The sequence below is a fragment of the Roseateles toxinivorans genome (genome assembly GCF_004362525.1).
Taxonomy (GTDB): Bacteria; Pseudomonadota; Gammaproteobacteria; order Burkholderiales; family Burkholderiaceae_C; genus Paucibacter; species Paucibacter toxinivorans.
In genome coordinates this window covers 159,890-186,219 of record NZ_SNXS01000007.1, presented here as the reverse complement: position 1 = coordinate 186,219, position 26,330 = coordinate 159,890, and the positions used below count along the sequence as shown (strand labels likewise).

The window sequence follows — 26,330 nt, the reverse complement described above, 5'->3', positions numbered from 1 at the left end:
CTGAGGCAAACTATTACCGGCAACTCGCCAATCAAGCCGTCGCGGTGGCGGTCTGACTTAAACCAAATGGCCTCCACGAATCCCGGGGCGATTCACTGGAGGCCGGGATCAATGGCGGTCGAACTGGTCAGCAGCATTCTCCAATTATGAGTGGTCTTTTTTCAGGGTGAGAGCTTGCGGTTCCACCCATCTCATTCAAGTTGTGTTGTAGCAAGCTGGCGATTTGAACACCACTTGCTGGTTAGGCCGAGACTACTTAAACTCAATCGTAGGGCGGCCAACGATGCCGCACGGAGGGGGCGCTCGTGACTTGGAGACCGTCGCAGAATCAGGACCTGTGTCGTGACGATCCAAATCTTCTTTGGCGTGCAATCGAGGGGCTCTTCGACATTGCAGTGCCGCTGGCGCCGTTGCCGCGCCACTCTGGAGATGAGCTAACAAGCGCCTACGTCACCGAGCGTCGCGGCCAGTCGCAGAATGCTGCTCAAGCGATGCTTGGTCGCGTGCCAAAGTCCATGCTTGAAGCCTCGCTTGGGGTCACCGAGGTCGAGCTGCTGGATGTACTGCTGCGCAGCAAGGGTGGTCGAGTGGTCATTCTGCGTGGGACCCGCGGTGCGGGAAAGTCCACGCTCGTGAACTATGTTGAGCACCTCTGCCAGAAGTACATCCCTGATCGCGCCCCCATCCTGTTGAACATCGATGGCCTAAAGCTCAAGTCGCTCGATGGAATCGCTGGAGTCGGAGGACTTCTCAGTGCCGAGATCGCAAATGCCGCCAGCCACTATCCGAGCATCGTAGTCCCGCCAGAGGGGCTGGTGAGGAGCACTGCACGAGCAAAGAACGCGAGTGCTATCAGAGATCGCCTTGCTGCTCTGGCGCAGGCTATGCAACCGAAGGCCGCAGAGCGGCTGGTTCTTGTTCTCGACAACCTCGATCATCTGTCGTCGGAGTTTGTCGAGGAGCTGCTCGATTTGGCGAAGATCACTGCAAAGGCTAGTGGAATTTGTTGCGTTGTCTGCATCCGCCCTCAATGCCTAGTGGAGCAGGTCAAAAGGAGCTTGGCTGGCCACGTCTACTCGTTCCTGATCAATGTACCGCCACCGAAGGTAGCGGTCTGGCTGTCCCGGCTACCAGCAAGATTTGCAGACGCCGTGAAGAGATCAGTGGACTCCGGGGAAGAGCCCTTTTCCTTTCAGAGTCAGCCGCTACTGCAGGAGGAGGCGGCACTCATTGGGCAGCGGCTCTATGAGATGTTCTATCGCCGAAGAGCATCCGATGACGTACCACTGCATCTGCTGCAGACTGTTGCTGCAGACGACATGCGCCGCCTCGCACGGATGATGCGACGAATCCTGGCGCATGGGGGTCTTCCGATCTCAGTTCTCATTGGCGAAACGGACCTCCCACCAACTCCGTTCCATCTTCTGCGACCGCTGTTCGAGGGGGCCTATACGATCTACTTCGACAACGATCTGATTCCGAACGTCCTCTGGCAGGAGTGCGCCGATGACAGTCCGAAGCTGCTCCTGTGCCAGCGCGTTCTATTGTTGTTGAACGATGCAAAGCAGATCAAGGCCGAGACGCTCTTCCGGGAACTGCGGGGCCTGGATTACTCAGATGAGGTGATCAGTGCTGCGTTGGTGCGTCTTTGCAATTCACAGTTGGTTCGCTGTTCCGACTGCGAGATTTACAGTGCGGACGCACGGCCGGAGTATTTGTACATAACTGAGTCCGGTGTTTGCTTCCGAGACAACTTTCTCACCAACCCTGACTACTTACTCGCCGCCGTCACCGATGTTGCGCTGGAACACGCGGAAGTTCGAAAGGCACTTGCCCGCCCCCGAGGGCCCACAGAGGAGGTGTCTGTGGACTTCGTTGCAGTAGTCCACTCGGTAGTGGAATACGTGCGGGAGGTTCGCGACAAGGAGGCTCGGCAGATCTATCGGCTCGTTCGAGCGAAACACACCCCTGAGCTGCGGAGACTAGTCTTCCTCCTCCGAAAGGGCGGACTGATGCTGGTTTCACTTAGAGTCGCGCTGCGGACGCTCGGTGAGCGCATGTATCGCGCGCAAACGACTCGTGTGCACGAGATGGCGAATGTGCTCAGCGAGTTGGACAAGGACATCGAGCGCACGAGCCAAACCTTGCTTGACAGGCTGGGTGACATCGAGAACAAGGCAAGGAAGGCTCAGTCGAGCACAGCGCGGCAGTTGGATCAGCGGCGACTGGGGACCACGCGAGTCAGCATTGCGGTCCGCGAGCAGGTAGATGGACTGACCGTGAGCCCGTCAGTCGTGGACGAAGACGACAACCAGCACTGCTTCCTCTTGGGCATGTGCGACGACGGAGGCAAGGGTTCAAATGCTCGAGCCATGGTCGCATTTCGGGAGGACGAGGAGCCAACGAGTTCCAGTAAGTCTGCAAAGGTCTATCGAGGCAGTTCGGTTGAGTTCCCCATTGCGGCAAATGGCGACTCTCCGATTCAGCTGTCACTGCAGAGTGTCAAGGTCCCCATGCGCGATTTGTGGCGAATCGCGCTCCTGGCCCCTTCCTTTCATGATGGGCGACTGCAGTTGACTCTCCATGTTCCATCCAGGCTCCAGCATCGTCTTGACGAAAGCGACATTGGTAGCGGGATTGGCGTAGCTGAGATGCGGAGGCTCGTTGAGTCAGCGCTGGAAACCGTTGGCTCGGCCACTGGTGCTAGCGTGGTTGACGCGCTCAATGTGCAGGGCTATCGCCTGACACAAGCGCTCCTTCGGTCTGACGGAGCAAAACAGCTTGCGACGCATCTCAATTCTGTCGAGACAATCATCGTATTCGTTACCGACGAGCTAATGCGAGTGCCCTGGGAATGGCTGCGTTTGCCCGAGGCCGATGAAGGAAGGGGTGCACCAAAGCTGCTCGGTCAGCAGGTGAAGGTAGTGCGATGGTCAGCCAATGCACTGGACGCAATGTATCGGCTAGGCAAGCGATTTGAACCCACGTTGTGCGGGACTCTTCGTACGCTCGGATTGCGGGTCGGGCGCCGCTTGTCTTGGCGTTCGCCATGTCCGCCGTCTCTATGGGAGCTAGCGCAAGTCATCGAGAAGGCCACGACGGTTCACATGGTCGGGCACTTCGAGGAGGGTCGCCTAGTGGTGCGCGCAACCAGAGGTGCGCCCCATGTTGAACTAACCGCCGACTCACTATGCTCACTGAAGTTGCCGGAAGACACGCGATCGATAGTCATCTCAGGCTGCGGGGTAGGCGCAGCTGACGTCACAAAGAACATCGCCGCCGCTATTTCAAGGCATCATGGGTACTGCGTCTGGGCGCCTCTCGTCGACATTGACGAGAATGACGTCGAGACCCTTGATGCTTCGCTCGCACAATTCGCTAGCGAGAACGCCGACCGATCTATCGAAGAGTTCTTCAGTGCACAGCATGCGCAACTGGGTTGGCCGTCAACCTATGTGCGCTTTGGATTTGGTAAGAGGCCCTACGTATGAAGCGACAATCCGGCTCCTCATCTTCGACAGGTGTGAACGACAAACCTGAGGACGACCCTACCGAGCTTGAGAGCAGCTTCGAGTTGGTGTTATCTGAGAGTGATGTTGATGCCGGAGTCCGAAAGCGTGTTCAGGCGGCGACGGCGGGATCCCGCGTCCTGTCCGGCGAGGACCAGGATGCCAAACAGATCCTGATGGATGCTCTTCCTACAATCATCGCCCAGAAGATCCGCAAGATCGTGCCGAAGGATTTCGAGATATCGGAAGTTCAACTCAAATTGAACGTTTCTGGAAAGCTCTTTGGGACTGGTGTCAGCGGGGATGTGATCCTAAAGCTGACTCCGGCCGCGCCGCGCAAGTAGGCTAAAGCAAGACGAGGACGCTCGTGCCCTCTGCCCCCGTTGGAGGCAGACCATAACGAAGCAAACAGACCATGGGCGAGTTACTCGCCAACGACTTGGTGCTTCTGTGTCAGATGCCCAGATGCTTGCGCACCGCTGCAGCGCTGACCCCCACCGTCTTGACGGCTTGAACCAGAGCGGCCCGAGTAACGCCCAATTTCTTCGACCAATACTCAAGCTCCCATTCTTCATGAATATTGATCTTGGTGGCGTCCAGGGGTTGTCGGATTTTGAGGTTATCGGCCATTGCTGAAAGGTCTTCCTGCCCGTTGGGCGTTGGGTTTTCCAATGGATCGAAGTCCGCCATGCCGATGGCCGCTGTGCCCTGATCGGTGGTGCGGTGAACCAGGAAAGATGCTCAGAGAATTTCGGCGAGTCCCGCCGATATGCCCACCTCTAATGACCTTGTACAAGTGTCACTGCCACTGTTGTCAGGGTGAGTGACCTGAATGCAAGACGGTCACCCTGCAACTGATGCCAACATGATCCTGCAGCCCGTTGAGGCGATCTTCTGGTGTCGGATGAGAGACGTCCGCATTGACAGCAAATACGGGCTCGGCCGCACTCAGGTTTTGGCTGGTGGTGTGTCGATCAGTACTTCCCAAAACGCCGAAGGTGCCCCTTGCCAGTGCCAGAAGCTATAGCCAGCGAACTGATGCTGGGTCACCAAACGAATGAACTCCCTTGCGCGTTCAGCGCATGCTGATGCCGTCGCGCATCCACCGCCATCGCCGATCCATGCGGCTCCTACAGTACTAGTCCGACGGACCCCATCCTTGCGCCGGCAGTGTCGGCAAGCCAGCATCTGACCTGAAGCGTGCGGACCCTTGATGGTGTGCACCAACAGGAGATGGTGCACACCATGAAGACAGTCACAGGGATCGCAGAGAAGGCACCACGGCGTCAGCACGAGCGCTCATTCAAGGCTGAGTTGGTCGAGCAGTGCCTGGTGCCAGGTGCATCGGTGGCGGCCATCGCAATGGCGGGCGGCATCAACGCCAACCTGCTGTTCAAGTGGCGCCGCGATCATCTGCGCACGGAGCAGATGAGAGGCTCGGCATCGTCATCGACCGTTTTGGTTCCCGTGCGCGTCGCACCGAGCCTGGACGGCGCCGAGGAGCTGCAGCCGGTTGCGATGTCCCCGGTACCGCCCCCAACGGCCGTGGCGACCCAGCGCGTAGTGCGCAGCACCGGCGTCATCGAACTCGACATCGCCGGCGCCCAGTTGCGGCTGCGGGGCCCCGTTGACGAGGCCAGCCTTTGCAGCGTGCTGCGCGCGCTGCGCCAGAGCGCATGATCGGCCCGCGCGCGGGCACCAAGGTGTGGCTGGCTGCCGGCATCACCGACATGCGCTGCGGCATCGACAGCCTGGCGGTCAAGGTGCAGACCACGCTGGCCGAGGATCCGTATGCGGGCCACGTCTTCGCCTTCCGCGGCCGCCGCGGCGACCTGGTCAAGCTGCTGTGGAGCGACGGCGACGGCATGTGCCTGCTGACCAAGCGACTGGAGCGTGGTCGCTTCGTCTGGCCGCAGGCCGACACCGGCAGCGTCGCACTCAGCGCCGCCCAGCTGTCGATGCTGCTCGAAGGAATCGACTGGCGGCGGCCTGACCGCACATGGCAGCCACGCACTGCAGCGTAGTTATGCCGGGCACCGGTTGACGGGACATCTCCCATTGTGAGTGGCAAGTGTCGCTGCCACAGTCAGGGTCATGACATCCGAAGACCTGGTCGCCAACAACGCCGCTCTCAGCGGCGAAGTGCAGCGCGCGCAGGAGTCCCTGAAGATCGCACTGCTGACCATCGACAAGCTCAAGGTCGAACTGGCCTACCTGCGGCGCATGAAGTACGGTCGTTCCAGCGAACAGCTCGAACACGCCCAGCTCGAGCTCGTCGGCGGCATGGTCGTGGTGCCGACCCCCGACCCGGTATCCAACGTCATCTCGATCAAGGCCGGTCGCAAGACGCGCCAGGCCAAGATGCGTCCCGGCCTGCGCGAACTGCCCGAGCACCTGCCGCGACGCACTGTGGTGCACGCGCCGCTGTCTGGCAGTGACGGCGGCTGCGACTGCCAGGCCTGCGGGCGCGCGCTGCGCGAGATCGGCCAAGACGTCTCGGAAGTCCTGGACTACGAGCCCGGCAGCTTCCACGTCGTTCGCCATGTGCGGCCCCGGCTGGCCTGCACCGACTGCAAGACCATCACGCAGACCGCAGCACCGAGTCGCCCGGTGGAGCGCGGCATGGCCGGCGCAGGCTTGCTGGCCCATGTGCTGGTCAGCAAGTACGCCGACCACCTGCCCTTGTATCGGCAATGCCAGATCTACGCCCGCGAAGGCGTGATGCTGGAGCGCTCCACGCTGGCCGACTGGGTGGGTCAAGCCGCCCGGCTGCTGAGCCCACTGGCGCAGGCCATCGGCCGCCACGTGCTGCGCGGCGACAAGATCCATGGCGATGACACGCCGATCCGCGTGCTCGGTGGCAAGGGCAGCAAGGCCAAGACGGGCAGGCTGTGGGTGTATGTGCGTGATGACCGGCCCAGCGCTGGCACGGCGCCACCAGCGGTGTGGTTCCAATACTCACCCAACCGTAAGGGCGAGCATCCAGCACGCCACCTCAAGGACTGGCAGGGGATATTGCAGGCGGACGCGTTCGCGGGCTACAACCAGCTCTATGAGGACGGCCGAATCGTTGAAGCGGCTTGTTGGAGTCATTCGCGCCGCAAGCTGTGGGACATCCACGAGCGCCAGCACAAGTTACCCGGCACGCTGGCGCACCAGGGGCTGGAGCGCATCGCCAAGATCTTCAAGATCGAAGCCGAGATCCGGGGCAAGCCCGCCCTGCGGCGAAGACGGGTGCGGCAGGTGCAAACTCGACCGGTGCTGGTGGAGCTGAAGACATGGATGAGCGAGACCTTGGCACAGGTCTCGGCGAAGTCGCCCATGGCGCTGGCCGTGGGGTACTCGCTGAGCAACTGGAGCGCCCTGGTGCGCTTCGCCGGTGACGGTCGCATCGAGGCAGAGAACAATGCCGCCGAGCGCGCCCTGCGATCTGTGGCCATCGGACGCAAAAACTTCTTGCACCTGGGCTCGGACGCGGGCGGCAACAGTGCCGCCGTGATCTACACCTTGATCGGCACGGCCAAGCTGAACGGCATCAACCCGCAGCACTACCTGCGCTACGTGCTGGAGCGCATCGCCGACCACAAGGCCAACCGGATTGATGACTTGCTGCCGTGGGTCGTCGCCGATCAAATGGGGCAGGCACAGGCAGCGCAGAGCCGCGAGCTGGCGCAGGCGGCCTGAGCGCCGTCGCAGGCTGGGCTTGCCCAGGACGGCCACAGTTCGCTAGAGTGCCTGGCCATGGGCACCACCTCCTCTCCAACACATTCGCCACTCCCTGCCTCGGTGCAGGCCTACCAGCTCTACGTCGAGATCGAGGACGTGCGCCCCAAGGTCTGGCGGCGCTTCCTGGTGCCGACCACCATCGGGCTGGGCCTGCTGCACGTCACGATCCTGTGGGGCACAGGCTGGCAGGGCGGACATGTCCATGAGTTCGTCTTCGGCGACGACCACTATGGCGCCAAGGAGCCCGGGCTGGACTTCCCCGAGGTAATAGATGAGGAGAGTGTGACGCTGCGAGAAGCCTTGGGCACGCGCAAGGCCTTCGTCTACGTCTATGACTTCGGCGACAACTGGCGCCACAAGGTCAAGGTCGAGAAGCTCGTGGAGTTGGACGCGCCGATCTCACATGGCGTTTGCATCGGCGGCGAGAACGCCTGTCCGCCCGAAGACGTCGGCGGGGCGCCGGGCTACGAGGAATTCCTTGAAGCCCTGGCCGATCCCGATCACTCCGAGCACCAGCATCTCAAAGACTGGATCGGCGGCTCGTTCAATCCCGCCGCCTTCGATGTCGCCGAGGCCAACCAGCGACTGACTCCGGAAGTGTTCTGACCGTCAGTCAAGGACGGTGTTCGTCGGACTATTACCTCCTACAGGCAAAAGTGGCGAATCAAATGATGCGTTCGCGGCGATTGCCCGATCCAACCTATTGGCAACACTTGGACTGCCGCCGTAATACACCTGGGGGGCGTTCATCTGGGCATGTCCTACAAACGTCGAGAATGGATATTTCGGGAAGTTGGCAGGGATGTCGTTTCCACATATGGCAAGCCCACGCTTTTGTTGACTCAAGTGGTCGGCCAATCGCGCGGCATAGGCCTCAGCCACAGCTGAGCCACCAGTGAAGTAGCCAGTGCCACCTTCAGCATCCATCAAGACGCCATCAAGCTTCAGCGCATCGGCCAACTTGGCGGCACACTCGGCTTCAGTCGTTGCGTTGGCAACGGTCCCGCCGTAGGGGACCTGCCATCCCCAAACGCTGATACCTTCGTTTTTGAGCGCATCGCGAACCTTCATGAAAGTTCGGATTGCTGTTTCGTCACGAACATTCTCGTAAGCCTTGGCGCCGTCAGCGATCTTGATCCAGACACCGCTCAGACCAGCTGCTTTGGCCTTGGCTACCATGCCAGCTATGCCGAGTTCTGTCTTCAGAATCGGAGCAAGCCTCCAGACAAACATGCATCGTCCACTGATAGTGGTCGCCATAGCCCCTCCCAAGTAATGAATCGGTATACAGGAGCGGCGATGAAAGAGTATCCATCGCTCAATTTGTAGGCGGTGTTTGTCGAGGCACTGATGTCGTGCGTCATCTCCAAGACATCGCCCAATCCCGCAGGACTGGACGCAACCCTAGACTTTCAGGATTGCGGGCGATAGTTCTCAAGACAGAGGCCGAGTACCGAGTCCTCTGTACTGAGGGCTTAACGACAAGGCAGTCCATGTCCTGAATCTATGCTCCGCCTATTTCAGTCACACAAGTGTCGATTTCAGAAGTGAGGCTCAGCAGGGCGGCGAGTTCTACTGCATCAATCGTGGCTGGCGCAGAATTAAATTGGAAAGTTCTTGCCACCAGATGAGGTGCCGCACCACTTGCGCTAACGGTATTGACTACTGCGTCATTTGCTGCTTTGGTTAGGGCAGCCTTCAACTCTGTCACTGAGGGAGATGAGATGCGAACGGCCTCCTGAAGATCTCGCAGCCGCCTCACAATCTTTGACATTCGATAGTTGATATCAGGAAAGAGTCGGTTGAGCTTTTCGATCTGAGCAATTGCGGCTGCATTTGCTGAGTTAACGTCAAAGACCCCAGTTTTTTGATCAAAGAATTTCCAGGCACGCGGTGGAACCTCGTCAATCTTCTGGCGAACGCACTCCATGGCGTTTGCCCCCTGCTTGTAATTTGCCGCCTGGGTTTCGATCTTGTAGCGACTCGCGACTATCCCCAAGACACCTGTTCCCACAGCGGCCTTCTTGGCGTCGCTGAGGTGATTCTTGAGAGCTAGCCCCGTCGCAGCTAACGTGCCAATGAACTGGGCATTGTCGAAAATGTCGCGCTCAACGAGCAGCCCTGACTGAGCCTTACGCCAAGTTCCAACAAACTGATTCAGTTGTTCAATCAGTGTGTCACGGTTTCTCTGCACAGGTCGCACGCCGACGTACTCCGCATACGTGTCAACCTGTGCTCTCATACTTTGCAAGTACGCGTCGGTATCGCTGTTTTCAGGGACTGCTGCCGGCATTACGACGGAACTCGGCACAGTGCCGCATCCAACCATTGCCGTCGTTGCAACGAGAACCACTATGGTTTTGAAGTGAAGCATGGCGACATCCCGCAGATGGTTGGCGTTATGTTAGAAGCCAGAGTAGACAGCAAGCAATGACTTCCGTCCAATTAAAAATACGTTATGTGGGCGCTTGCTGTCTCAACGCTCCCGCAGAGACATGCGACAGAACATCAAGGAATTGTTGCTCACCGATCCTTGACCTTGCCCGTCCCATTGCAGGGGCTGCATGGCTTGTTATCCTGCGCTTTGCCAGAGCCCCCACACCTGGGGCAATTGACGATACGAGGGGTCTCCGGAGCAGTTGGTCCGCGTTCAAGTGGATTCATTGTCGATCTCCCTCGTGAAGCTTTTTTGGTGACAGGTACGCGGGCGATCGTAGTCTCGTAGTCGAGGCCTGCATCCTTCATTGTGTGGATGAGCGCGGCAATAACTCCGAGGTGTGATGGCACATCTCCGCGAGCCTTGTAGTTCGAGATTGAGTTCTCATTGAGATGAAGCAATCTGGCAAATGCTCGACCCGAGAGGCCTGCTGCGCGAAGCTCTGCAATGAAGTCGTCGTAAACCATGTGCCCAAGACCTCTCGTACTGCGCCCGTCATGAAGTGCAGTGCCAGGTGAAACAGGAGGCAAGAGTAGCACTGCCCACATTAAATAATGTGTAAATTGCCTTTTGCACACATTAATTAGTGTGTATTCTTGAGCTTGCAACATAGGGGCAAGCATGCGCACCGGTGAACAGCAAAAGCGGGTTGGTATCTGGATTCGTGTCTCAACAGAAGACCAGGTACGCGGGGAAAGCCCAGAGACCCATGAAAGGCGGGCGCGGGCATATTCCGAGTCGCGTGACTGGCAGGTTATGGAGGTTTACCGGCTGGACGCGGTTTCCGGAAAGACGGTGAAGGACCATCCAGAGGCCAAGCGCATGCTTGCTGATATCCGGAGTGGCCACATCACCGGCCTTATCTTCTCCAAGCTCGCACGCCTTGCTCGGAACACCAGAGAGCTTCTGGAGTTCGCTGAGTACTTCCGCGATGCCAGCGCCGACCTGGTGTCCCTCGCTGAGGCCATAGACACGTCCACCCCTGCCGGTCGCTTGTTCTACACAATGATTGCCGCAATGGCCCAATGGGAGCGCGAAGAGATCGCATCCCGCGTTGCTGCGTCTGTCCCTATCCGGGCACAGATGGGCAAGCCACTCGGTGGGCAAGCCCCCTTTGGGTTCAAGTGGGTCGAAAAGGAACTGAAGCTTGATCCGGTGGAAGCCCCAGTTCGTAAGCTCATGTATGAGCTATTCCGCGAGCACAAGCGGAAGAAGGTTGTTGCCCGCCTTTTGAACGAGAAGGGCTACCGCACCCGGAACGGCTCGATGTTCTCTGACACAACAGTTGATCGGCTTCTTCGCGACCAGACGGGCAAGGGCGTTCGTCGCGCGAACTACACCGTCTCGAAGAACAGCAAGAAAGCTTGGGAACTCAAGCCGGAGTCTGAATGGGTGCATTTCGCTGTCGAGGCCATCGTTTCGGATGAGCTGTATGACGAAGTGACCATGCTCTTGGACGAGAACCGGGCCAAAGGGAAGCGGAAGACGAAGCCGGTCGTGCACCTCTTTTCTGGCCTGACCTTCTGCGAGTGCGAAGACAAGATGTACGTCCCGTCGAACAGTCCGAAGTACATCTGCAAGAGCTGCAGGAACAAGATTCCTGTTGTTGACCTTGAATACATCTTCAAGGAAGAGCTTCGGGGCTTCGTGTTCTCAGCGGCCGAGATTGATGCGCATCGGCGAAATGGCGACGGCAAAGTTCAGGAGCTGGATGCCTTGATCGGCACGCTTGCCGCTGATCACAAGAAGGCCCAGACAGAAACCGATAAGTTGATCGAGCTGTACCAAGGCGGCGTCTTGGACAAGGCCGGCTTCGGTGTCAGGTACGAGAAGCTAGGTGCTCGCATTCGCCAAATAGACGATGAACTGCCGGAGCTTGAAGCCAAGCGCGATGCGCTCCGCATTGCGCTTCTATCTCAAGAGGAGGTCCTGGCAGGGAGTCGGGATCTGGTTGATCGCTGGGACACCCTCCCGCATGAGGAACGTCGGCATGTGGTCGAGACTATCGTTGACCGCGTAGTCATTGGGCACGGCGAAGTCGAATTCGAGTTCCTCTATTCACCGCCGACTACTCCTTCGGTGCCACCAAGTGGCACTCCAGGCTCCGGCCCCTACGGCGCCGGAAGTGGTGGCAATTCGGCAACGCAACTTCAGGGGTTCATGGCGGCCAGCAGTTGGAACTTGGCCGGGAACTCGGCCTGGCGCGCCGCCCGGGAGATCACGATGCGGCCGGTTTCCAGCGGCTCGCGCAGCGCCTCCAAAGCTGCCCTCGGGAATTCGGGCAGCTCATCAAGAAAGAGCACGCCATGCTGGGCCAGCGAGATTTCGCCGGGCCGCGGCGGCGAACCACCGCCGACCAGGGCCACCGACGAGGCGCTGTGGTGCGGCGTGCGCAGCACACGCTGGCCCCAGCGGCCGATGTCGAAGCCGCCGTTGAGGCTCAGCACGGCCGCCGATTCCAGCGCCTGCTCCTCGCTCAGCGGCGGCAGCAGGCCGGCGAAGCGCTGGGCCAGCATCGACTTGCCGGTGCCGGGCGGCCCGACCATCAGCAAACTATGGGCGCCGGCCGCGGCAATCTCCAGCGCCCGCTTGGCCCCGGCCTGGCCCTTGACCTCGCGCAGATCGGCGCAGGGTGGCGCGGCCGGACGGGGCCTGGCCACCGCTTGGGGCAGGGCGGTGGGCTCGCCGCCCTCGCCGCCCTCCGGTTGCGGGCTCAGCGCTTGCACCACGTCCAGCAGATGCCGGGCGCTGAGCACGGTGATGCCGCTGACCAGGGCGGCCTCGGCGGCGCTGGCCTCGGGCAGCACCAGGCTGCGGCTGACGCCCAGCCGCTTGACCGCCAGGCTCATCGCGAGCGCGCCGCGCACGGGCCGCAGATCGCCGGCCAGCGACAGCTCCCCGGCAAACTCCAGGCCTTCGAGCGCCTGGATGGGCAGCTGGCCATTGGCGGCCAGGATGCCCAGCGCGATCGGCAGGTCGAAGCGGCCCGACTCCTTGGGCAGGTCGGCAGGGGCCAGATTGACGGTGATGCGTTTGTTGTGCGGAAACCCGAGGCCGCTGGTCTGCAACGCGGCGCGCACCCGCTCGCGGGCCTCCTTGACCTCGGTATCGGCCAGGCCCACCAGGGTGAAGCTGGGCAGGCCATTGGCCAGATGCACTTCCACACTGACGGCGGGGGCGGCCAGTCCGTCCAGTGATCGGCTGTGTACCAGGGCCAGAGACATGGGTAAGCCTTGCGCGAAAGTCGGTCATTGTGTCGCTTGGCGTCGCGGCGGTGCGTCCCCCTCTTGGGTGATGCACGCACCGCACCAAGCTGGTGTTTTTCGTTCAAATGACGCCAAATTGGTGCGTCGCATCGGTGAATTTTGGCTTGCCACGGCGCGCGTAACCGTTACCACCTCGTATGGGCATGGTTGGCATGGTTTCTGCAGATAGGGCTGGAGTGCTTTTGATTTCCACCCTTCCCAGGAGCTTGACGATGAAACACATACTGGTTGCCCTGCTTGGCGCCCTGACGGTCTCGGCCATGCCCACGATGGTCCAGGCACAGGACGCGAGTCCGCTGACGTTCAACGTCAGCGTCACGACCGACTACCGCTACCGCGGCATCTCGCAGACACGCCTGAAGCCGGCCATGCAAGGCGGCGCCGACTATGACCTCGGCAATGGTTTCTACGTCGGCACCTGGGCCTCGACGATCAAGTGGATCAAGGACGGTGGCGGTGACGGCAACCTCGAAGTCGACGTCTACGGCGGCTACAAGACCGAGCTGAGCAAGGGCCTGAATCTTGATGTCGGTGTGCTGACCTACATCTACCCCAGCAACAAGCTGAACCCCAGCGCCAACACCACCGAACTCTATGGCGCACTGAGCTTCGGCGTGGTCACCGCCAAGTACTCGCACAGCGTCACCAATCTGTTCGGTTTCGCCGATTCCAAGCAGAGCGGCTATCTCGATCTGTCTGCCACGCTGGATCTGGGCGACGGCTTCACCCTGACCCCGCACATCGGCCACCAGAGCGTCAAGAACCTCAGCTCGGCCAGCTACACCGACTACGCCCTGACCCTGACCAAGGACTACGCCGGCTTCACCTTCGGTCTGTCCGCCGTGGGCACCAACACCGACAGCTATGTCGGCGCCGGCAAGAACCTGGGCAAGGACGGCTTGGTCTTGTCGGTCAAGAAGGCCTTCTGATCCCCCGCACGTGGAGCGCACTATGAAACTGATTACCGCCATCATCAAACCCTTCAAGCTCGACGAGGTGCGTGAAGCGCTGAGCGCCATTGGCGTGCAGGGCCTGACCGTCACCGAGGTCAAGGGCTTCGGGCGCCAGAAGGGCCATACCGAGCTGTACCGCGGTGCCGAGTACGTCGTCGACTTCCTGCCCAAGGTCAAGGTCGAGGCCGCCGTGGCCGACACCGTGGTCGACCAGGTCATCGAGGCGATAGAGAAATCGGCCCGCACCGGCAAGATCGGTGACGGCAAGATCTTTGTCTCGCCGCTCGATCAAGTGGTGCGCATCCGCACCGGTGAAACCGGCGCCGACGCGCTGTGACGCTCCACGGAGAACTCAAAATGATGAAGAAACTCATTGCTGGCCTGGCCGTAGTTGCGACTATGAGCCTTGCCGTATTGGCGCCCGCCGCCTGGGCCCAGGACGCCGCCTCGGCACCCGTCGCGGCATCGGCCGTGACGGCGCCCGCCGCCGAAGCCGCACCGGCGCCGATGGCTGCCGCGCCCGCTGCGGAGGCTGCCTCGGCCGCCGCCGCACCGGCGCCCGTGCCGAACAAGGGTGACACCGCCTGGATGATGCTGTCCACCATCCTCGTGATCCTGATGACCATTCCCGGCCTGGCCCTGTTCTATGGCGGCCTGGTGCGCAGCAAGAACATGCTCAGCGTGCTGATGCAGGTGATGGTGACCTTCTCGATGATCGTCGTGCTGTGGGTCATCTATGGCTACAGCCTGGCCTTCACCGAGGGCAACGCCTTCATCGGCGGCACCGATAGACTGTTCATGAAGGGCATCTGGGACAACGTTGCCGGCACCTTCGCCAACGCCGCCACCTTCAGCAAGGGCGTGGTGATTCCGGAACTGGTGTTCGCCGCCTTCCAGGCCACGTTCGCAGGCATCACCGGTGCACTGATCGTCGGCGCCTTTGCCGAACGCATCAAGTTCACTGCCGTGCTGGCCTTCATGGCCCTGTGGTTCACCTTCGCCTACCTGCCGATCGCGCACATGGTCTGGTTCTGGATGGGTCCGGACGCCTACGCCAGCAAGGAAGTCGCTGACGCGATGACGGCCAAGGCCGGTCTGCTGTGGCAATGGGGCGCGCTGGACTTCGCCGGCGGCACCGTGGTGCACATCAACGCCGCCGTCGCCGGTCTGGTCGGTGCCTTCATGATCGGCAAGCGCGTCGGTTACGGCCGTGAGTCGTTCACGCCGCACTCGCTGACGCTGACCATGGTCGGTGCCGCCCTGCTGTGGGTGGGCTGGTTCGGCTTCAACGCCGGCTCGGCACTGGAAGCCAACGGCTTTGCCGCCCTGGCCTTCATCAACACCTTTGTGGCCACGGCCGCTGCGGTGCTGGCCTGGTGCGTCGGTGAAGCGCTGACCAAGGGCAAGGCCTCGATGCTGGGTGCAGCATCGGGTGCCGTCGCCGGCCTGGTGGCCATCACGCCGGCTGCCGGCAACGTCGGTGTCGGCGGTGCGCTGGTCATCGGCATCGTTGCCAGCTTCGCCTGCCTGTGGGGTGTGAACGGCCTGAAGAAGATGCTGGGCATGGACGACTCGCTCGACGTGTTCGGCATCCACGGCGTCGGCGGCATCGTCGGCGCCCTGCTGACCGGCGTGTTCAACTCGCCGTCGCTGGGTGGCCCCAGCGCCGTTGGCGACTGGGTCACGGTCACGATGGTTGCCCCCGAGGCCTACTCGATCGCCGCGCAAGTGTGGATTCAGCTCAAGGGCGTGCTGGTGACCATCGTCTGGTCCGGCGTGGTCTCGCTGATCGCCTTCAAGCTGGTTGACATGGTGATCGGCCTGCGTGTCACCGAAGAGGAAGAGCGCGAGGGTCTGGACATCTCGTCGCACGGCGAGACGGCGTACCACAAGTAGGCCTTTCGTCCTGCCCACAAAAAAGCCACCCTCGGGTGGCTTTTCTCTTGGTCTTCTGAAGAGTCAGCGCTGCAGCGTCGCCATCACCTCTCCCATGCGCACCGCGCCGGCCGGCGCCCAGGCCGGGTTGAACGCGGTCCGGCCCTTGGGGAACAGCAGCACGACAGTGGAGCCGAGCAGGAAGCGGCCCATCTCGTCGCCCTGCTTCAACACCACCTCATCAGCGGCGTAGGTCCATTCACGCACTTCGGTGCTGCGTGGGGGGTTGACTACGCCATGCCAGACGGTGGCCATGCTGCCGACGATGGTGGCGCCCACCAGCACCAGCACAAAGGGCCCGTGCGGCGAGTCGAAGTGGCAGACCACCCGCTCGTTGCGGGCGAACAGGCCCGGCACGCCACGCGCCGTGGTCGGGTTGACCGAGAACAGCTCGCCCGGCACATGGATCATCCGCGTCAGCCGGCCATCGCAGGGCATGTGGATGCGGTGATAGTCCTTCGGGCTCAGATAGATCGTCGCGAAGCTGCCGCCCTCGAAGGGCTTGGCCAGTGCTGCATCGCCGCCTACCAGGGCGGTGGTCGAGTACTGGTGGCCCTTGGCCTGGAAGATCTGGTCGAGCTGGATCTCGCCGAACTGGCTGATCGCGCCATCCACCGGACAGACCCATTCGGCCGCCGCCAGCGGCCGGGCGCCGGGCTTCAGCGCGCGGGTGAAGAACTCGTTGAAGCTGGCGTAGGCGGCCGGGTCCGAATCGGCCGCCTCGGCCATGTTCACGCCGTAGCGGCCTATGAACCAGCGTATCAGCCGGGTCGTGCGCTCGCCACGGCGCGCCGAGGCAACGCGGCCGGCAAAACGGGTCAGCGCCGCTTTGGGTATCAGGTATTGCGGCAGTACGGCCAGACGTTCGAACAAGAGGCGCTACCCGGAGTTGCGGTTGGGGGGCAATTGTAGAGAGGCTTTCCGGTGCTGATGGACGCATTGCACGGCCCCCTGCCTGAGTGACAATCGGGAGGTCAAATGAACTCCATCCGCATGAACGAAGTGGCCGCCCGCGTGGTGGCCTGGCACAACCGTCATCCCCTGGCGCGGCGCATCACGTCCGCTCAGGTGGGTGCCGTTGGCGTGATCGCCCTGCCGTTTGTGACCACGGCCGAACGTGCCGGCGGCACGGTGCGGGCCGATCTGGCGGCACCGCGGGTGGTGGTCGAGCCCAGCTTTGGCGCGCCGCCGGTGCTGGACCATGTGGTGACGCAGGATGAACCTGCGCCTGCCGCTCAGGACGGAGCCAAGGCCAGCCTGCGCGAACGGGCGATGGCGGTCGTGGCCGGTGAGCAGCCGGCACCGAGCGGGCCCGCTGTCGCGGCTACCGCGGATGCCCCGCAGGACAGAGGGGGCTGGCTGGGGGCGCTACGGCGCCTGCTGTGGCCCCGGTCGCGGGCCGGCTTCGAGCCGGTGTTCAGCGAGGATTTCATTGCCCCGCTGCGCCCCAGGCAGGTGGCACGCTGGGCCCTGCAGCATGGCAGCACCACCCGTCCGGGCGAGCCTGCCTGGCCGCAGCGCGAGGTGCTGGCCGATTCGGCGCTGCAGTCCAAGGTCTCGGGCAAGCTAGGCGTCGAGCCGGTCACGCTGTACCTGGTGACGGCGGCGATTGACACGCCAAGCAAGCGCCTGCGTGTGCTGCTCGGTCGCAATGGCACGATCAAGGTGCTCGGCCGGCGCGACTGGAGCCTGCCGCGCCTGTTGTTGGGTGGCGTACTGTTGCCGGCGCTGCTGGCCGGTGCCGTCGGGCTCTTTTTGGCGGGGGGTGAGCCGGAGGCCGGCCCCGAGGCCGTGCATCCGCCGCCGGCTGTATCAGCGGTACCGGCCAGTGCTCCGACGCCGAGCCCGAACATTGCCGCGCCGGCGGCCTCACCCGTCCTCGTCATCGCCGATGCTCCGGCCTCGGCGCCGATACCGGCTGCACCAGTCCCCACGGCGGCATCGGCTGCTGCACCTGCACCTGCACCTGCACCACCGGCCAGCGAGGCCCTGGCGGACAAGACCCGGCCCTCGCGCACCAAACCGCTGCTGTCCGACGAGGCGCGCCAGGCCGCCATGGCCGAAGGCAAGCAGCTGCGCGCCTCGGACCCGGTGCCGGCCGCGCGCACGCCGCCCGCGGTGGTCCCCGGCCCGGCGCCGAAGCCGAGCAAGGCGCCCGATCCGGGCCCGCTGGCCATTCCGGCCACGCCGCAGGCCGATCGCGGTCCGTCTGACGCCGCACAGCGACCACCTCAGGGGGGCAGTGCGCCGGCCACCGCCAAGTTCTATGCCCTGGTCACCAAGCCCAGCTTCTCCAAGGTCGATGCGGAGGCGCGCATGGTCCTGCTGCGCGCCGGAGCGGCCAACGCCATTGCCCCGGCCGGCACGCGCATCGAGTTGATCCAGGCCCGCCAGGCCTGGCAGGCCGTCTGGTGGCCTTTTGCCAAGCGCGACGACGCCGAGCGCGCCCGCAATCTGCTGGCAGTGCGCGGCGTTCAGGTCGATCTGGTGGAGTTCTGATGATGTCTGCCGAGCAGGCGCTGTTTCATATCGCCTTCTACAAATTCGTCGAACTCGACGATGTGGACGCGGTGGTCGAGCGGGTGCGAACGCTGACCCGCGAACTGCTGGGCAGCGTGCTGCTGGCCGGGGAGGGCATCAATGGCGTGCTGGCCGGCGCGGCGCCGGCCCTGGATGCCTTCGAGCAAGCGCTGCTGCAGGACGCGCGCTTTGCCGGCATCGTGTTCAAGCGCAGTGCCTGCCGCACCGCTCCGTTTGCCCGCATCAAGGTGCACAGAAAGCGCGAGATCGTCGCCTTTGGCGTCGATGGGGTGTCAGGTCTGAAGCTATCGGTCGAGGCCGACAGCCATGTCAGCCCGCAGGCCTGGCGCGAGTTGATCGCCCGCGACGATGTGGTGCTGCTGGACAACCGCAACAGCTTCGAATGGCGGCTCGGCCGCTTCAACAAGGCGATCGACCCGCAGGTGGCCAATTTCCGTGACTTTGCCGCCTATGTACAGGCCCATGCGCCGCAGTGGCAGGCCGGGCACAAGCGGGTAGCGATGTACTGCACCGGCGGCATACGCTGCGAGAAGACCAGCGCCTGGATGCAGGGCCTGGGCCTGGAGGTCTATCAGCTCGAGGGAGGCATCCTCAACTATTTTCAGTCGATGCCGGACGCCGCGGCTGACTGGCAGGGCGAGTGCTTTGTGTTCGACAACCGTGTGGCGCTGGACACGCGATTGCAGGAAACAGCGACCACGGCCGAGCAGGTCTATGCCGGCGACCCGGACGAGGCCTGGCGGCTCGAACGTGCCAGGCGCCTGGACGCCGCCGGCGAGCCATGAGCGGCAAGCCGCCGGCGCGCGACGGCGTCAGCCCCAGCTGCATCGCCCTGCCGCCCGGCGACTGGCCCACGGTGCTGGCCTTTTTGCAGCAGCGCTTCGGCCATGTATGCGCCGATGACTGGCGCCAACGCATGCAGCGCGGCGAGGTGCTGGATGCGCAAGGCCTGACCTTGGCACCCGGTGCCGGCTACCGACCCCATGCCAAGCTCTTCTATTACCGCAGCCTGCCCGCCGAGCAACCGGTGCCGTTCAAGGAGCAGATCCTGTTCCAGGACGAGCTGCTGGTCGCCGTCGACAAGCCGCACTTCCTGCCCGTCACGCCCGGCGGCCGCTATCTGCAGGAAACGCTGCTGGTGCGGCTGAAGCGCCGCCTGGGCCTGGACGAGCTGCAGCCCTTGCACCGGCTGGACCGCGAGACGGCCGGCCTGGTGCTGTTCAGTGTCCGTCCCGACAGCCGCGATGCTTACCACGCGCTCTTCCGCGAGCGCGAAGTGAGCAAGTGCTACGAAGCCATCGCGCCCTGGCGTGACGATCTGTCGTGGCCCATGACCCGCAGCAGCCGCCTGGCCGAGGGTGAATCGTTCATGCGCATGCAGGAGGTGCCCGGTGAGCCGAACGCCCATACCCGCATCAGCCCGCTGGAACGGCAGGGCGGGCTGGCCCGCTACCGGCTGGAGCCCGCGACCGGCCAGCGCCACCAGCTGCGCGTCCATATGTGTGCGCTGGGCCTGCCCATCGTCAACGACCAGATCTACCCGGTGCACCAACCGGAGCTGGCGGAGAACGACTACAGCCGGCCGCTGCAGCTGCTGGCCCGGACGCTGGCGTTCACCGATCCGGTCAGCGGGCAGGTTCGCCGCTTCGAGAGCGGGTTGAGTCTGCGCTTCTGATCCAAAAAAGCCGGGGCCTGGGGCTTGGCTTGACGCCAATCGGCCTCAAGTGCCCTGGTCCTAGAATCAATCACCCCCGCACCCGGCCCGGCCTCAACCATGGTTCCTCATCTCGTCACCGCATTGAACGGCCCCATCAACGAACTGGAGGCCCGCGTCCTGGAGTCGATGCCGGCCACCGAGCGCTGGTTCCGGCTCGAATGGATGGAGCACACGCCGCCGTTCTATACCTCGGTGGACATCCGCAACGCCGGCTTCAAGTTAGCTCCGGTCGATACCAATCTGTTCCCGGGCGGCTTCAACAACCTGACCCCCGAGATGCTGCCCTTGGCAGTGCAGGCGGCGATGGCGGCGATCGAGAAGATCTGCCCCGAGGCCAAGAACCTGTTGCTGATTCCCGAGAACCACACCCGCAATTCCTTCTACCTGACGAATGTGCGGCGGTTGATCCAGATCTTCACCCAGGCCGGGCTGAATGTGCGCCTGGGCTCGCTGGACGAGAGCGTCAAGGCCCCGACCGCCATCCAGTTGCCCGATGGCAGCGAGCTGACGGTCGAGCCGCTGGTGCGCACCCGCGGGCGCCTGGGGCTGAAGGACTTCGACCCCTGCACCATCCTGCTCAACAACGACCTGTCCACCGGCCTGCCCCAGGTGCTGGAGGGCCTGCACGAGCAATACCTGCTGCCTCCGCTGCATGCCGGCTGGGCGGTGCGGCGCAAGTCGGTGCACTTCCGCGCCTATGAGGAGGTGGCGAAGAAGTTCGCCAAGCTGCTGGGCATGGACCCCTGGCTGATCAATCCGATGTTCTCGACCACGACGGACCTGAACTTCGCCGAGGGCACCGGCCTGGACGCGCTGCAGACGCAGGCCGACGCGCTGCTGTCCAAGGTGCGGCGCAAGTACAAGGAGTACGGCATCCAGGAAAAACCCTTCATCGTCATCAAGCCCGATGCCGGCACCGAGGGCTTCGGCCTGATGACCGTGCGCGACGCCAAGGAGCTGGCCGATCTGAACCTGAAGGCCCGCGCCAAGCTGGGTGCCAGCGGCCGTGGCCTGGAGGTCAGCTCGGTGATTCTGCAGGAGGGCGTGCCGACCTACGAGCGCGTCAACGAGGCGGTGGCCGAGCCGGTGGTCTATATGATCGACCGCTATGTGGTCGGCGGCTTCTACCGCGTGCACGCCGAGCGTGGCCGTGACGAGAATCTCAACACCCCGGGCTCCAGCTATGTGCCGCTGGCCTTTGCCGAGTCGGGCCAACTGCCGCGCCTCGGAGAGAAGCCCGGCGCCAGTGCGCCGAACCGCTTTTATATGTACGGCGTGATCGCCCGGCTGGCGATGCTGGCGGCCAGCTACGAGCTGGAGACGACCGATCCCGATGCGGAGCAGTACGACTGAGGGGCCGGGTGCGATGTTGCACCGCAACATTCCGCTGCGACAACAGTTGTGATCCGTTCGGGGCCAAGCGCACAATAGCCGCTTTCCAGCCGCCGGCCATGCCACCCGTCATGGCTCCGTATTTGTGAGTTCATCTTCCCACGACAGCCGCTCGCCCTCCGTCATGGCGGCTATGACCCTGGGGGCGCTGGGCGTCGTCTATGGCGACATCGGCACCAGCCCGCTGTATGCGCTGAAGGAAGTGTTCCACGGCGGCCATGTCAGCCCCACGCACGACAACATCCTGGGCGTGCTGTCGCTGATCTTCTGGACGATGACCATCATCGTCTCGATCAAATATGTGCTGCTGATACTGCGCGCCGACAACAATGGCGAGGGCGGCCTGATTGCCATGCTGGCCCTGGCCACCAATGCCGTCAACCACAAGCCGGAGCTGCGCCGCAGCCTGATGCTGGTGGGCCTGTTCGGCACCGCCATCTTCTATGGCGATGGCGTGATCACCCCGGCGATGACGGTGCTGGGCGCGGTCGAGGGCATCGACGTCTATGCGCCGCAGTTCCACGACCTGATCTTGCCGCTGACCCTGGTCGTGCTGACCGGGCTGTTTGCGGTCCAGCGTTTCGGCACCGGCGGCATCGGCAAGGCCTTCGGGCCGGTGATGCTGGTCTGGTTCGCCGCGCTGACGGCGCTGGGGATACCGCACATTCTCGAGAACCCCCATGTGCTGGTGGCCGTCAATCCGGCCTACGCGGCAACGTTTTGCATGCAGCACAAATGGGTGGCCTTTGTCGCTCTGGGCGCCGTGGTGCTGGTGGTGACCGGTGGCGAGGCGCTCTATGCCGACCTCGGCCATTTCGGCAAGAAGCCGATACGCATTGCCTGGTACGGCATCGTCATGCCGGCCCTGGTCGTCAACTACTTCGGCCAGGGCGCGATGCTGCTGGACCATCCCGAGACGGTGAAGAACCCCTTCTTCAATATGGCGCCGGGCTGGGCCGAGATACCGTTGTTCGTGCTCGCCACCTTGGCCGCCATCGTCGCCTCGCAGGCCCTGATCACGGCGGCCTTCTCGGTCACCAAGCAGGCGATTCAGCTGGGCATACTGCCGCGCATGGCGGTGCGCCACACCTCGGAGCGCGACACCGGCCAGATCTATGTGCCCTTCGTCAACTGGGGCCTATATGTGTTCATCGTGCTGGCCGTGGTGCTGTTCGGCTCCAGCAGCAAGCTGGCCGGCGCCTACGGCATTGCCGTGACGGTGGACATGACCATCACCACAGTGATGACCTTCTTCGTCATCCGCCACGGCTGGAAGTACCCGCTGCCGCTGTGCATCCTGGCCACCGGCTTCTTCTTCATCATCGATATCGCCTTCCTGGGCTCGAACGCGCTGAAGCTGTTTGCCGGCGGCTGGTTCCCGCTGGTCATAGGCGTCGGCATGTTCACGCTGATGCTGACCTGGAAGCAGGGCCGGCGCCTGATGCGCGAGAGCCTGCAGCATGACGCGATCGATCTGAAGGGCTTTCTGGAGGCGGTGTTCATCAGCCCGCCGACGCGGGTCAGCGGCACTGCCGTGTTCCTGACCGCCGACCAGGGGCTGACCCCCAACGCGCTTCTGCACAACCTCAAGCACAACAAGGTGCTGCACGAGCAGAACCTGTTCGTCACCGTCAAGCACCATGAGGTGCCCTGGGTGCCGCTGGCTGAGCGCATAGAGGTCGAGGCCCTGGGCCAGGAGTGCTGGCAGGTGATGCTGCACTTCGGCTTCAAGGACGAGCCCGATGTGCCGCAGGCGCTGAAGCTGCTGGAAAAGCGCGGCGTGCTGCTCGAGGAGATGGAGACCAGCTACTTCCTGTCCCGCGACATCGTCATCCCGACCATGGGCAGCGGCATGGCGATGTGGCGCGAGCAGCTGTTCGCCAGCATGCACCGCAATGCCTCCGGCGTGGCCGACTTCCTGAACCTGCCGACGAATCGGATCGTGGAGCTGGGGTCAAAAGTCGAGATTTGAGTGCCAGACCTTGAGATCCATGCGCAGCATGGCCGAAAGCTCTGGCACCGACTGATTAGCGGATTTGTCTTCAGCAAATACCCTCAGTAAAAACCCACCCCACAAATCAGGGGTAGGACTATCCCCCGCTCATTAGTGAATAAATTCACACTTCGCGCACAATGAGTCCACAAGATTTGCGCGATCGCTCAGAAGGTGGGTCGCGGCTTTCGTAGCGAAGCTACCCAAACTTTTAGGGATCCCGTAATGAATCTGTTCCGCAAATCCGCCCTTGCGCTGGCGATTGCCGCCGCCGCCGGCTCCGCCTCGGCCACCGTGATCAGCTTTGACAACCTGGCCGGGCTGCAAGGCAGCTCCTTCACCAGCTATACGGAATCCGGCTTCACCGTCGATTCACTGCTGGGCAAGTGGCTGGTTGCCAAGAACTACGGCGCGCCGGTGCCCGACATCTTCTCGGGCAAGGGCTGGGGTACCGCCTCGGCCTCGATCGAGGTGACTGGCGGCATGTTCACCTTCGGCTCGGTGGATCTGTCGGCCAATCTGGGCAATGCCAACTACACCTTCGAGGGCTCGCTCGGCGGCGTTTCGCAGTTCACACAGAGCGGCGTGCGCAGCTGTGGCGGCTGCAATGGGCTGTTTGCCACCATCGGCAGCAGCTTCTCGTCGGTCGTCATCGACAGCCTGAAGATCTCCATCACCGGCTTGGGCAGCTCTTACAACGTGGACAATATCAATGTCACGGCCCAAGTGGTGCCCGAACCCGCGACCTATGGCCTGATGCTGGCCGGTCTGCTGGCCGTGGGCACGATAGCCCGCCGCCGCCGCACGTCCTGAACGGCGCCTGTCAGACAGCAAGAAAGAGGCCCGCGGGCCTCTTTTTACTTTGGGGCTTCAATTCAGCACGGTGACCGCTCCGCCATGGGCCGTCACCCGGACCACCGCGCCGGGGCCCAGCGCCTGCCAGCCCTCGCTGCCATCCTCCAGCGGCTCCGAGGCGACGATGGTTCCCTCACGGTGCTGGCGCACATAGAGCGTGGGCGGCTTGTCATCGCTGGAGAAGCGGAAGGCGTGCACCGATTCGCCGTCGGACAGCGCCGCGGCAAAGCGCAACGGCGCGTCGATGCCGTCGCGCCGCATCAGGGCCAGCGTGTCGTCCAGCACGCCCTGCACCGCCTCGGGCGCGGGCATGCCGCCATCCATGCGCTGCAGCGCGAGCAGGAACAGCAGTTCCGAGTCGGTGGCGCCGCGGCGGGCCGCGTACATCTCGTCATTGAGCAGAGCCTCCAGCGTGCGCCGTACCTGGGCATAGCCGCCGATCTGGCCGTTGTGCATGAACATATGGCGGCCGTGGCGGAAGGGGTGGCAGTTCTGCCGCGCGATAGCGGTGCCGGTGGCGGCGCGCACATGGGCGAAGAACAGGCTGGAGCGCACGCTGGAGCACAGAGCCAGCAGGTTCTCGTCCGACCAGGCCGGCATGACCTCGCGATAGATGCCCGGCTCGCTGCGCTCGCCGTACCAGCCCACACCAAAGCCGTCCCCATTGGTCACCGTCTTGGCCTGATCGGCGCGCAGTGACTGGCGCACCAGCGAGTGCTGAGGCGCGCAGACCAGCTCGTCGAGAAAGATCGGTTGACCGAGGTAGGCGACAAATCGGCACATGGGCGGGTCCTTCTCAGCCTGGGTATGCTCCAGCCTATGCGAAATTGGCTCCAAGATTTGTCTGTTTCATCGGCGGTTGCCGGTTTTGTCGCGGTATTGGTGGGTTTCACCAGTTCGGTGGCCATCGTCTTCCAGGCCGCCCAGGCGCTGGGGGCGACACCCGCACAAACCACCTCCTGGATGTGGGGCCTGGGCCTGGGCATGGGACTGACCAGCCTGGGCCTGTCGCTGTGGTACCGCCAACCGGTGCTGACCGCCTGGTCCACGCCGGGTGCGGCCCTGCTGGCCGGCACGGCCGGCGTGACCATGCCCGAGGCGATAGGCGCCTTCCTGATCTGCGCACTGCTGATCACGCTGGCCGGCGCGACCCGGGCCTTCGAGCGGGTGATGGACCGTATCCCGCTGGCCGTGGCCTCGGCCCTGCTGGCCGGCGTGCTGGCCAAGTTCGGCCTGGACGCCGTGCTCAGCACCAAGAGCGCGCCGCTGCTGGTGCTGCCCATGGCCCTGGCCTATCTGGCTGGCCGCCGCTGGTGGCCGCGCTACGCCGTGCCCACGGTGCTGGTGGTGGGCGTCATTGCCGCGGCACTGCAGGGCCGGCTGCAGATGTCGGCCGTGGTGTCGGCATCCAGCGGGGCCTGGGCGATGCCGGTGTGGACCACGCCTACATTCAGCGTCTCGGCCCTGATCGGCGTGGCCCTGCCTTTGTTCCTGGTCACCATGGCCTCGCAGAATCTGCCCGGCGTGGCCGCACAGCGCGCCTCGGGCTACCAGACGCCGGTCTCGCCGACGATCACCGTCACCGGTGTGGCCTCGCTGGTACTGGCACCGTTCGGCGGCTATGCGCTGAACCTGGCCGCCATCACCGCCGCCATCTGCATGGGCCGCGAGGCGCATGAAGACCCGGCCAAGCGCTACACGGCCTCAGTGATGGCCGGCCTGTTCTATATCGCCCTGGGCCTGGCCGGCGGTGCCGTCGTCGGCCTGCTCGCCGCCTTCCCGCGCGAGCTGGTCGCCGCGGTGGCAGGTCTTGCGCTCTTGGGCACGATTGCCGGCGGCTTGGCCACGGCCTTGAAGGTCGAGGCGCACCGCGACGCCGCCATCCTGACTTTTCTGGTCACGCTGTCGGGCCTGTCGCTGGCCGGCATAGGCTCCGCTTTCTGGGGTGTGGTCGCCGGCAGCCTGGCGCTGCTGGTGCAACACTACCGCTCACGTACATGAATCAC

22 protein-coding genes and 2 pseudogenes are annotated in these 26,330 nt (G+C 63.2%); 17 read left to right on the top strand and 7 right to left on the bottom strand.

The genetic code is table 11. From position 1 onward, the window contains the following. Positions 1–305: 305 nt before the first annotated feature. Positions 306–3,491, top strand: coding sequence for an ATP-binding protein (locus DES47_RS22745; RefSeq protein ID WP_133703054.1), 3,186 nt, complete (start codon positions 306–308; stop codon positions 3,489–3,491). Then, positions 3,488–3,853 (top strand): hypothetical protein, encoded by a 366-nt coding sequence (locus DES47_RS22740; RefSeq protein WP_133703053.1) that lies wholly within the window; start codon positions 3,488–3,490, stop codon positions 3,851–3,853. The genes DES47_RS22745 and DES47_RS22740 overlap by 4 nt, the downstream gene beginning before the upstream one ends. 109 nt (positions 3,854–3,962) lie before the next feature. Here DES47_RS22740 and DES47_RS22735 read toward each other — a convergent pair whose 3' ends face one another. Next, positions 3,963–4,199 carry a DUF3606 domain-containing protein gene (locus DES47_RS22735; protein ID WP_243748430.1) on the bottom strand — a complete coding sequence of 79 codons (237 nt, stop codon included), beginning with the start codon at positions 4,197–4,199 and terminating at the stop codon, positions 3,963–3,965. Between the two features lie 543 nt (positions 4,200–4,742). Between DES47_RS22735 and tnpA the strand changes: the two genes are divergently transcribed. The 4 genes from tnpA (at position 4,743) to DES47_RS22715 (ending at position 7,841) form a co-directional block, all read left to right on the top strand. Next, a complete protein-coding gene (gene tnpA / locus DES47_RS22730; protein ID WP_133703052.1) occupies positions 4,743–5,189 on the top strand; it encodes an IS66-like element accessory protein TnpA in 447 nt (148 codons plus the stop codon). Then, complete coding sequence (gene tnpB / locus DES47_RS22725; protein WP_133703051.1) at positions 5,186–5,533, top strand: IS66 family insertion sequence element accessory protein TnpB; 348 nt, start codon at positions 5,186–5,188, stop codon at positions 5,531–5,533. Before tnpA ends, tnpB begins: the two co-directional genes overlap by 4 nt. Positions 5,534–5,603: 70 nt before the next feature. Next, positions 5,604–7,193: an IS66 family transposase gene (gene tnpC / locus DES47_RS22720; RefSeq protein ID WP_133703050.1), complete on the top strand. Its 1,590-nt coding sequence runs from the start codon at positions 5,604–5,606 to the stop codon at positions 7,191–7,193. Positions 7,194–7,250: 57 nt separating this feature from the next. Continuing rightward, complete coding sequence (locus DES47_RS22715; protein WP_133703049.1) at positions 7,251–7,841, top strand: plasmid pRiA4b ORF-3 family protein; 591 nt, start codon at positions 7,251–7,253, stop codon at positions 7,839–7,841. Positions 7,842–7,844: 3 nt separating this feature from the next. On the opposite strand, the gene DES47_RS22710 is transcribed toward DES47_RS22715, so the two are convergent. Then, entirely contained in the window at positions 7,845–8,495 is a 651-nt protein-coding gene (locus tag DES47_RS22710; RefSeq protein ID WP_133703048.1) for a hypothetical protein, read from the bottom strand. A 244-nt stretch (positions 8,496–8,739) separates the two neighbouring features. Continuing rightward, positions 8,740–9,609 (bottom strand): hypothetical protein, encoded by an 870-nt coding sequence (locus DES47_RS22705; RefSeq protein WP_133703047.1) that lies wholly within the window; start codon positions 9,607–9,609, stop codon positions 8,740–8,742. Positions 9,610–10,293: 684 nt separating this feature from the next. On the opposite strand from DES47_RS22705, the pseudogene DES47_RS29730 reads away from it, so the two are divergent. Beyond that, a pseudogene (locus DES47_RS29730) lies at positions 10,294–11,124 on the top strand (recombinase family protein); the annotation flags it as partial. A 201-nt stretch (positions 11,125–11,325) separates the two neighbouring features. On the opposite strand, the gene DES47_RS29635 reads toward DES47_RS29730, so the two are convergent. Next, a complete protein-coding gene (locus DES47_RS29635) occupies positions 11,326–11,460 on the bottom strand; it encodes a hypothetical protein (protein WP_279537346.1) in 135 nt (44 codons plus the stop codon). A 365-nt stretch (positions 11,461–11,825) separates the two neighbouring features. Further along, a pseudogene (locus DES47_RS22690) lies at positions 11,826–12,896 on the bottom strand (YifB family Mg chelatase-like AAA ATPase); the annotation flags it as partial. Between the two features lie 254 nt (positions 12,897–13,150). Here DES47_RS22690 and DES47_RS22685 point away from each other — a divergent pair. From DES47_RS22685 to amt, 3 genes are read left to right on the top strand one after another with little or no spacing between them, the layout of a single operon-like run. Continuing rightward, positions 13,151–13,867, top strand: a complete 717-nt coding sequence (locus DES47_RS22685) for a TorF family putative porin (RefSeq protein WP_133703045.1) — start codon at positions 13,151–13,153, stop codon at positions 13,865–13,867. 22 nt (positions 13,868–13,889) lie between these two features. Then, a complete protein-coding gene (gene glnK, locus DES47_RS22680; protein ID WP_133703044.1) occupies positions 13,890–14,228 on the top strand; it encodes a P-II family nitrogen regulator in 339 nt (112 codons plus the stop codon). 23 nt (positions 14,229–14,251) lie between these two features. After that, the gene (amt, locus tag DES47_RS22675; protein WP_133703071.1) at positions 14,252–15,787 is read left to right on the top strand and encodes an ammonium transporter; all 1,536 of its coding nucleotides are present in this window, start codon (positions 14,252–14,254) and stop codon (positions 15,785–15,787) included. Between the two features lie 63 nt (positions 15,788–15,850). Here the strand turns inward: amt and asd are convergent, their stop codons facing one another. Next, positions 15,851–16,699, bottom strand: a complete 849-nt coding sequence (gene asd, locus DES47_RS22670; protein ID WP_133703043.1) for an archaetidylserine decarboxylase — start codon at positions 16,697–16,699, stop codon at positions 15,851–15,853. Between the two features lie 105 nt (positions 16,700–16,804). On the opposite strand from asd, the gene DES47_RS22665 reads away from it, so the two are divergent. The 6 genes from DES47_RS22665 to DES47_RS22640 all read left to right on the top strand — a co-directional run bounded on the left by DES47_RS22665 (position 16,805) and on the right by DES47_RS22640 (position 24,282). Next, the gene (locus DES47_RS22665; RefSeq protein ID WP_133703042.1) at positions 16,805–18,325 is read left to right on the top strand and encodes a hypothetical protein; all 1,521 of its coding nucleotides are present in this window, start codon (positions 16,805–16,807) and stop codon (positions 18,323–18,325) included. Beyond that, positions 18,325–19,152: an oxygen-dependent tRNA uridine(34) hydroxylase TrhO gene (gene trhO / locus DES47_RS22660; protein WP_133703041.1), complete on the top strand. Its 828-nt coding sequence runs from the start codon at positions 18,325–18,327 to the stop codon at positions 19,150–19,152. The genes DES47_RS22665 and trhO overlap by 1 nt, the downstream gene beginning before the upstream one ends. After that, positions 19,149–20,042 (top strand): pseudouridine synthase, encoded by an 894-nt coding sequence (locus DES47_RS22655; RefSeq protein ID WP_133703040.1) that lies wholly within the window; start codon positions 19,149–19,151, stop codon positions 20,040–20,042. Before trhO ends, DES47_RS22655 begins: the two co-directional genes overlap by 4 nt. A gap of 99 nt (positions 20,043–20,141) precedes the next feature. Beyond that, positions 20,142–21,437: a glutamate--cysteine ligase gene (gene gshA / locus DES47_RS22650; RefSeq protein WP_133703039.1), complete on the top strand. Its 1,296-nt coding sequence runs from the start codon at positions 20,142–20,144 to the stop codon at positions 21,435–21,437. A gap of 163 nt (positions 21,438–21,600) precedes the next feature. After that, the gene (locus tag DES47_RS22645; protein ID WP_133703038.1) at positions 21,601–23,448 is read left to right on the top strand and encodes a potassium transporter Kup; all 1,848 of its coding nucleotides are present in this window, start codon (positions 21,601–21,603) and stop codon (positions 23,446–23,448) included. Between the two features lie 246 nt (positions 23,449–23,694). Next, positions 23,695–24,282 (top strand): PEP-CTERM sorting domain-containing protein, encoded by a 588-nt coding sequence (locus tag DES47_RS22640; protein ID WP_133703037.1) that lies wholly within the window; start codon positions 23,695–23,697, stop codon positions 24,280–24,282. Positions 24,283–24,339: 57 nt separating this feature from the next. Here the strand turns inward: DES47_RS22640 and DES47_RS22635 are convergent, their stop codons facing one another. Next, positions 24,340–25,107, bottom strand: a complete 768-nt coding sequence (locus tag DES47_RS22635) for a class II glutamine amidotransferase (RefSeq protein WP_133703036.1) — start codon at positions 25,105–25,107, stop codon at positions 24,340–24,342. A 36-nt stretch (positions 25,108–25,143) separates the two neighbouring features. Here DES47_RS22635 and DES47_RS22630 point away from each other — a divergent pair, with 36 nt between their 5' ends. After that, positions 25,144–26,325 (top strand): benzoate/H(+) symporter BenE family transporter, encoded by a 1,182-nt coding sequence (locus tag DES47_RS22630; RefSeq protein ID WP_133703035.1) that lies wholly within the window; start codon positions 25,144–25,146, stop codon positions 26,323–26,325. Positions 26,326–26,330: the final 5 nt, after the last annotated feature.

Coding starts and splice junctions, on each gene's coding strand:
- DES47_RS22740 (WP_133703053.1), top strand. CDS start 3,488: ATGAAGCGACAATCCGGCTCCTCATCTTCGACAGGTGTGAACGACAAA.
- DES47_RS22735 (WP_243748430.1), bottom strand. CDS start 4,199: ATGGCGGACTTCGATCCATTGGAAAACCCAACGCCCAACGGGCAGGAA.
- tnpA (WP_133703052.1), top strand. CDS start 4,743: ATGGTGCACACCATGAAGACAGTCACAGGGATCGCAGAGAAGGCACCA.
- tnpB (WP_133703051.1), top strand. CDS start 5,186: ATGATCGGCCCGCGCGCGGGCACCAAGGTGTGGCTGGCTGCCGGCATC.
- tnpC (WP_133703050.1), top strand. CDS start 5,604: ATGACATCCGAAGACCTGGTCGCCAACAACGCCGCTCTCAGCGGCGAA.
- DES47_RS22715 (WP_133703049.1), top strand. CDS start 7,251: ATGGGCACCACCTCCTCTCCAACACATTCGCCACTCCCTGCCTCGGTG.
- DES47_RS22710 (WP_133703048.1), bottom strand. CDS start 8,495: ATGGCGACCACTATCAGTGGACGATGCATGTTTGTCTGGAGGCTTGCT.
- DES47_RS22705 (WP_133703047.1), bottom strand. CDS start 9,609: ATGCTTCACTTCAAAACCATAGTGGTTCTCGTTGCAACGACGGCAATG.
- DES47_RS22685 (WP_133703045.1), top strand. CDS start 13,151: ATGAAACACATACTGGTTGCCCTGCTTGGCGCCCTGACGGTCTCGGCC.
- glnK (WP_133703044.1), top strand. CDS start 13,890: ATGAAACTGATTACCGCCATCATCAAACCCTTCAAGCTCGACGAGGTG.
- amt (WP_133703071.1), top strand. CDS start 14,252: ATGAAGAAACTCATTGCTGGCCTGGCCGTAGTTGCGACTATGAGCCTT.
- DES47_RS22665 (WP_133703042.1), top strand. CDS start 16,805: ATGAACTCCATCCGCATGAACGAAGTGGCCGCCCGCGTGGTGGCCTGG.
- trhO (WP_133703041.1), top strand. CDS start 18,325: ATGATGTCTGCCGAGCAGGCGCTGTTTCATATCGCCTTCTACAAATTC.
- DES47_RS22655 (WP_133703040.1), top strand. CDS start 19,149: ATGAGCGGCAAGCCGCCGGCGCGCGACGGCGTCAGCCCCAGCTGCATC.
- gshA (WP_133703039.1), top strand. CDS start 20,142: ATGGTTCCTCATCTCGTCACCGCATTGAACGGCCCCATCAACGAACTG.
- DES47_RS22645 (WP_133703038.1), top strand. CDS start 21,601: ATGGCGGCTATGACCCTGGGGGCGCTGGGCGTCGTCTATGGCGACATC.
- DES47_RS22640 (WP_133703037.1), top strand. CDS start 23,695: ATGAATCTGTTCCGCAAATCCGCCCTTGCGCTGGCGATTGCCGCCGCC.
- DES47_RS22635 (WP_133703036.1), bottom strand. CDS start 25,107: ATGTGCCGATTTGTCGCCTACCTCGGTCAACCGATCTTTCTCGACGAG.
- DES47_RS22630 (WP_133703035.1), top strand. CDS start 25,144: ATGCGAAATTGGCTCCAAGATTTGTCTGTTTCATCGGCGGTTGCCGGT.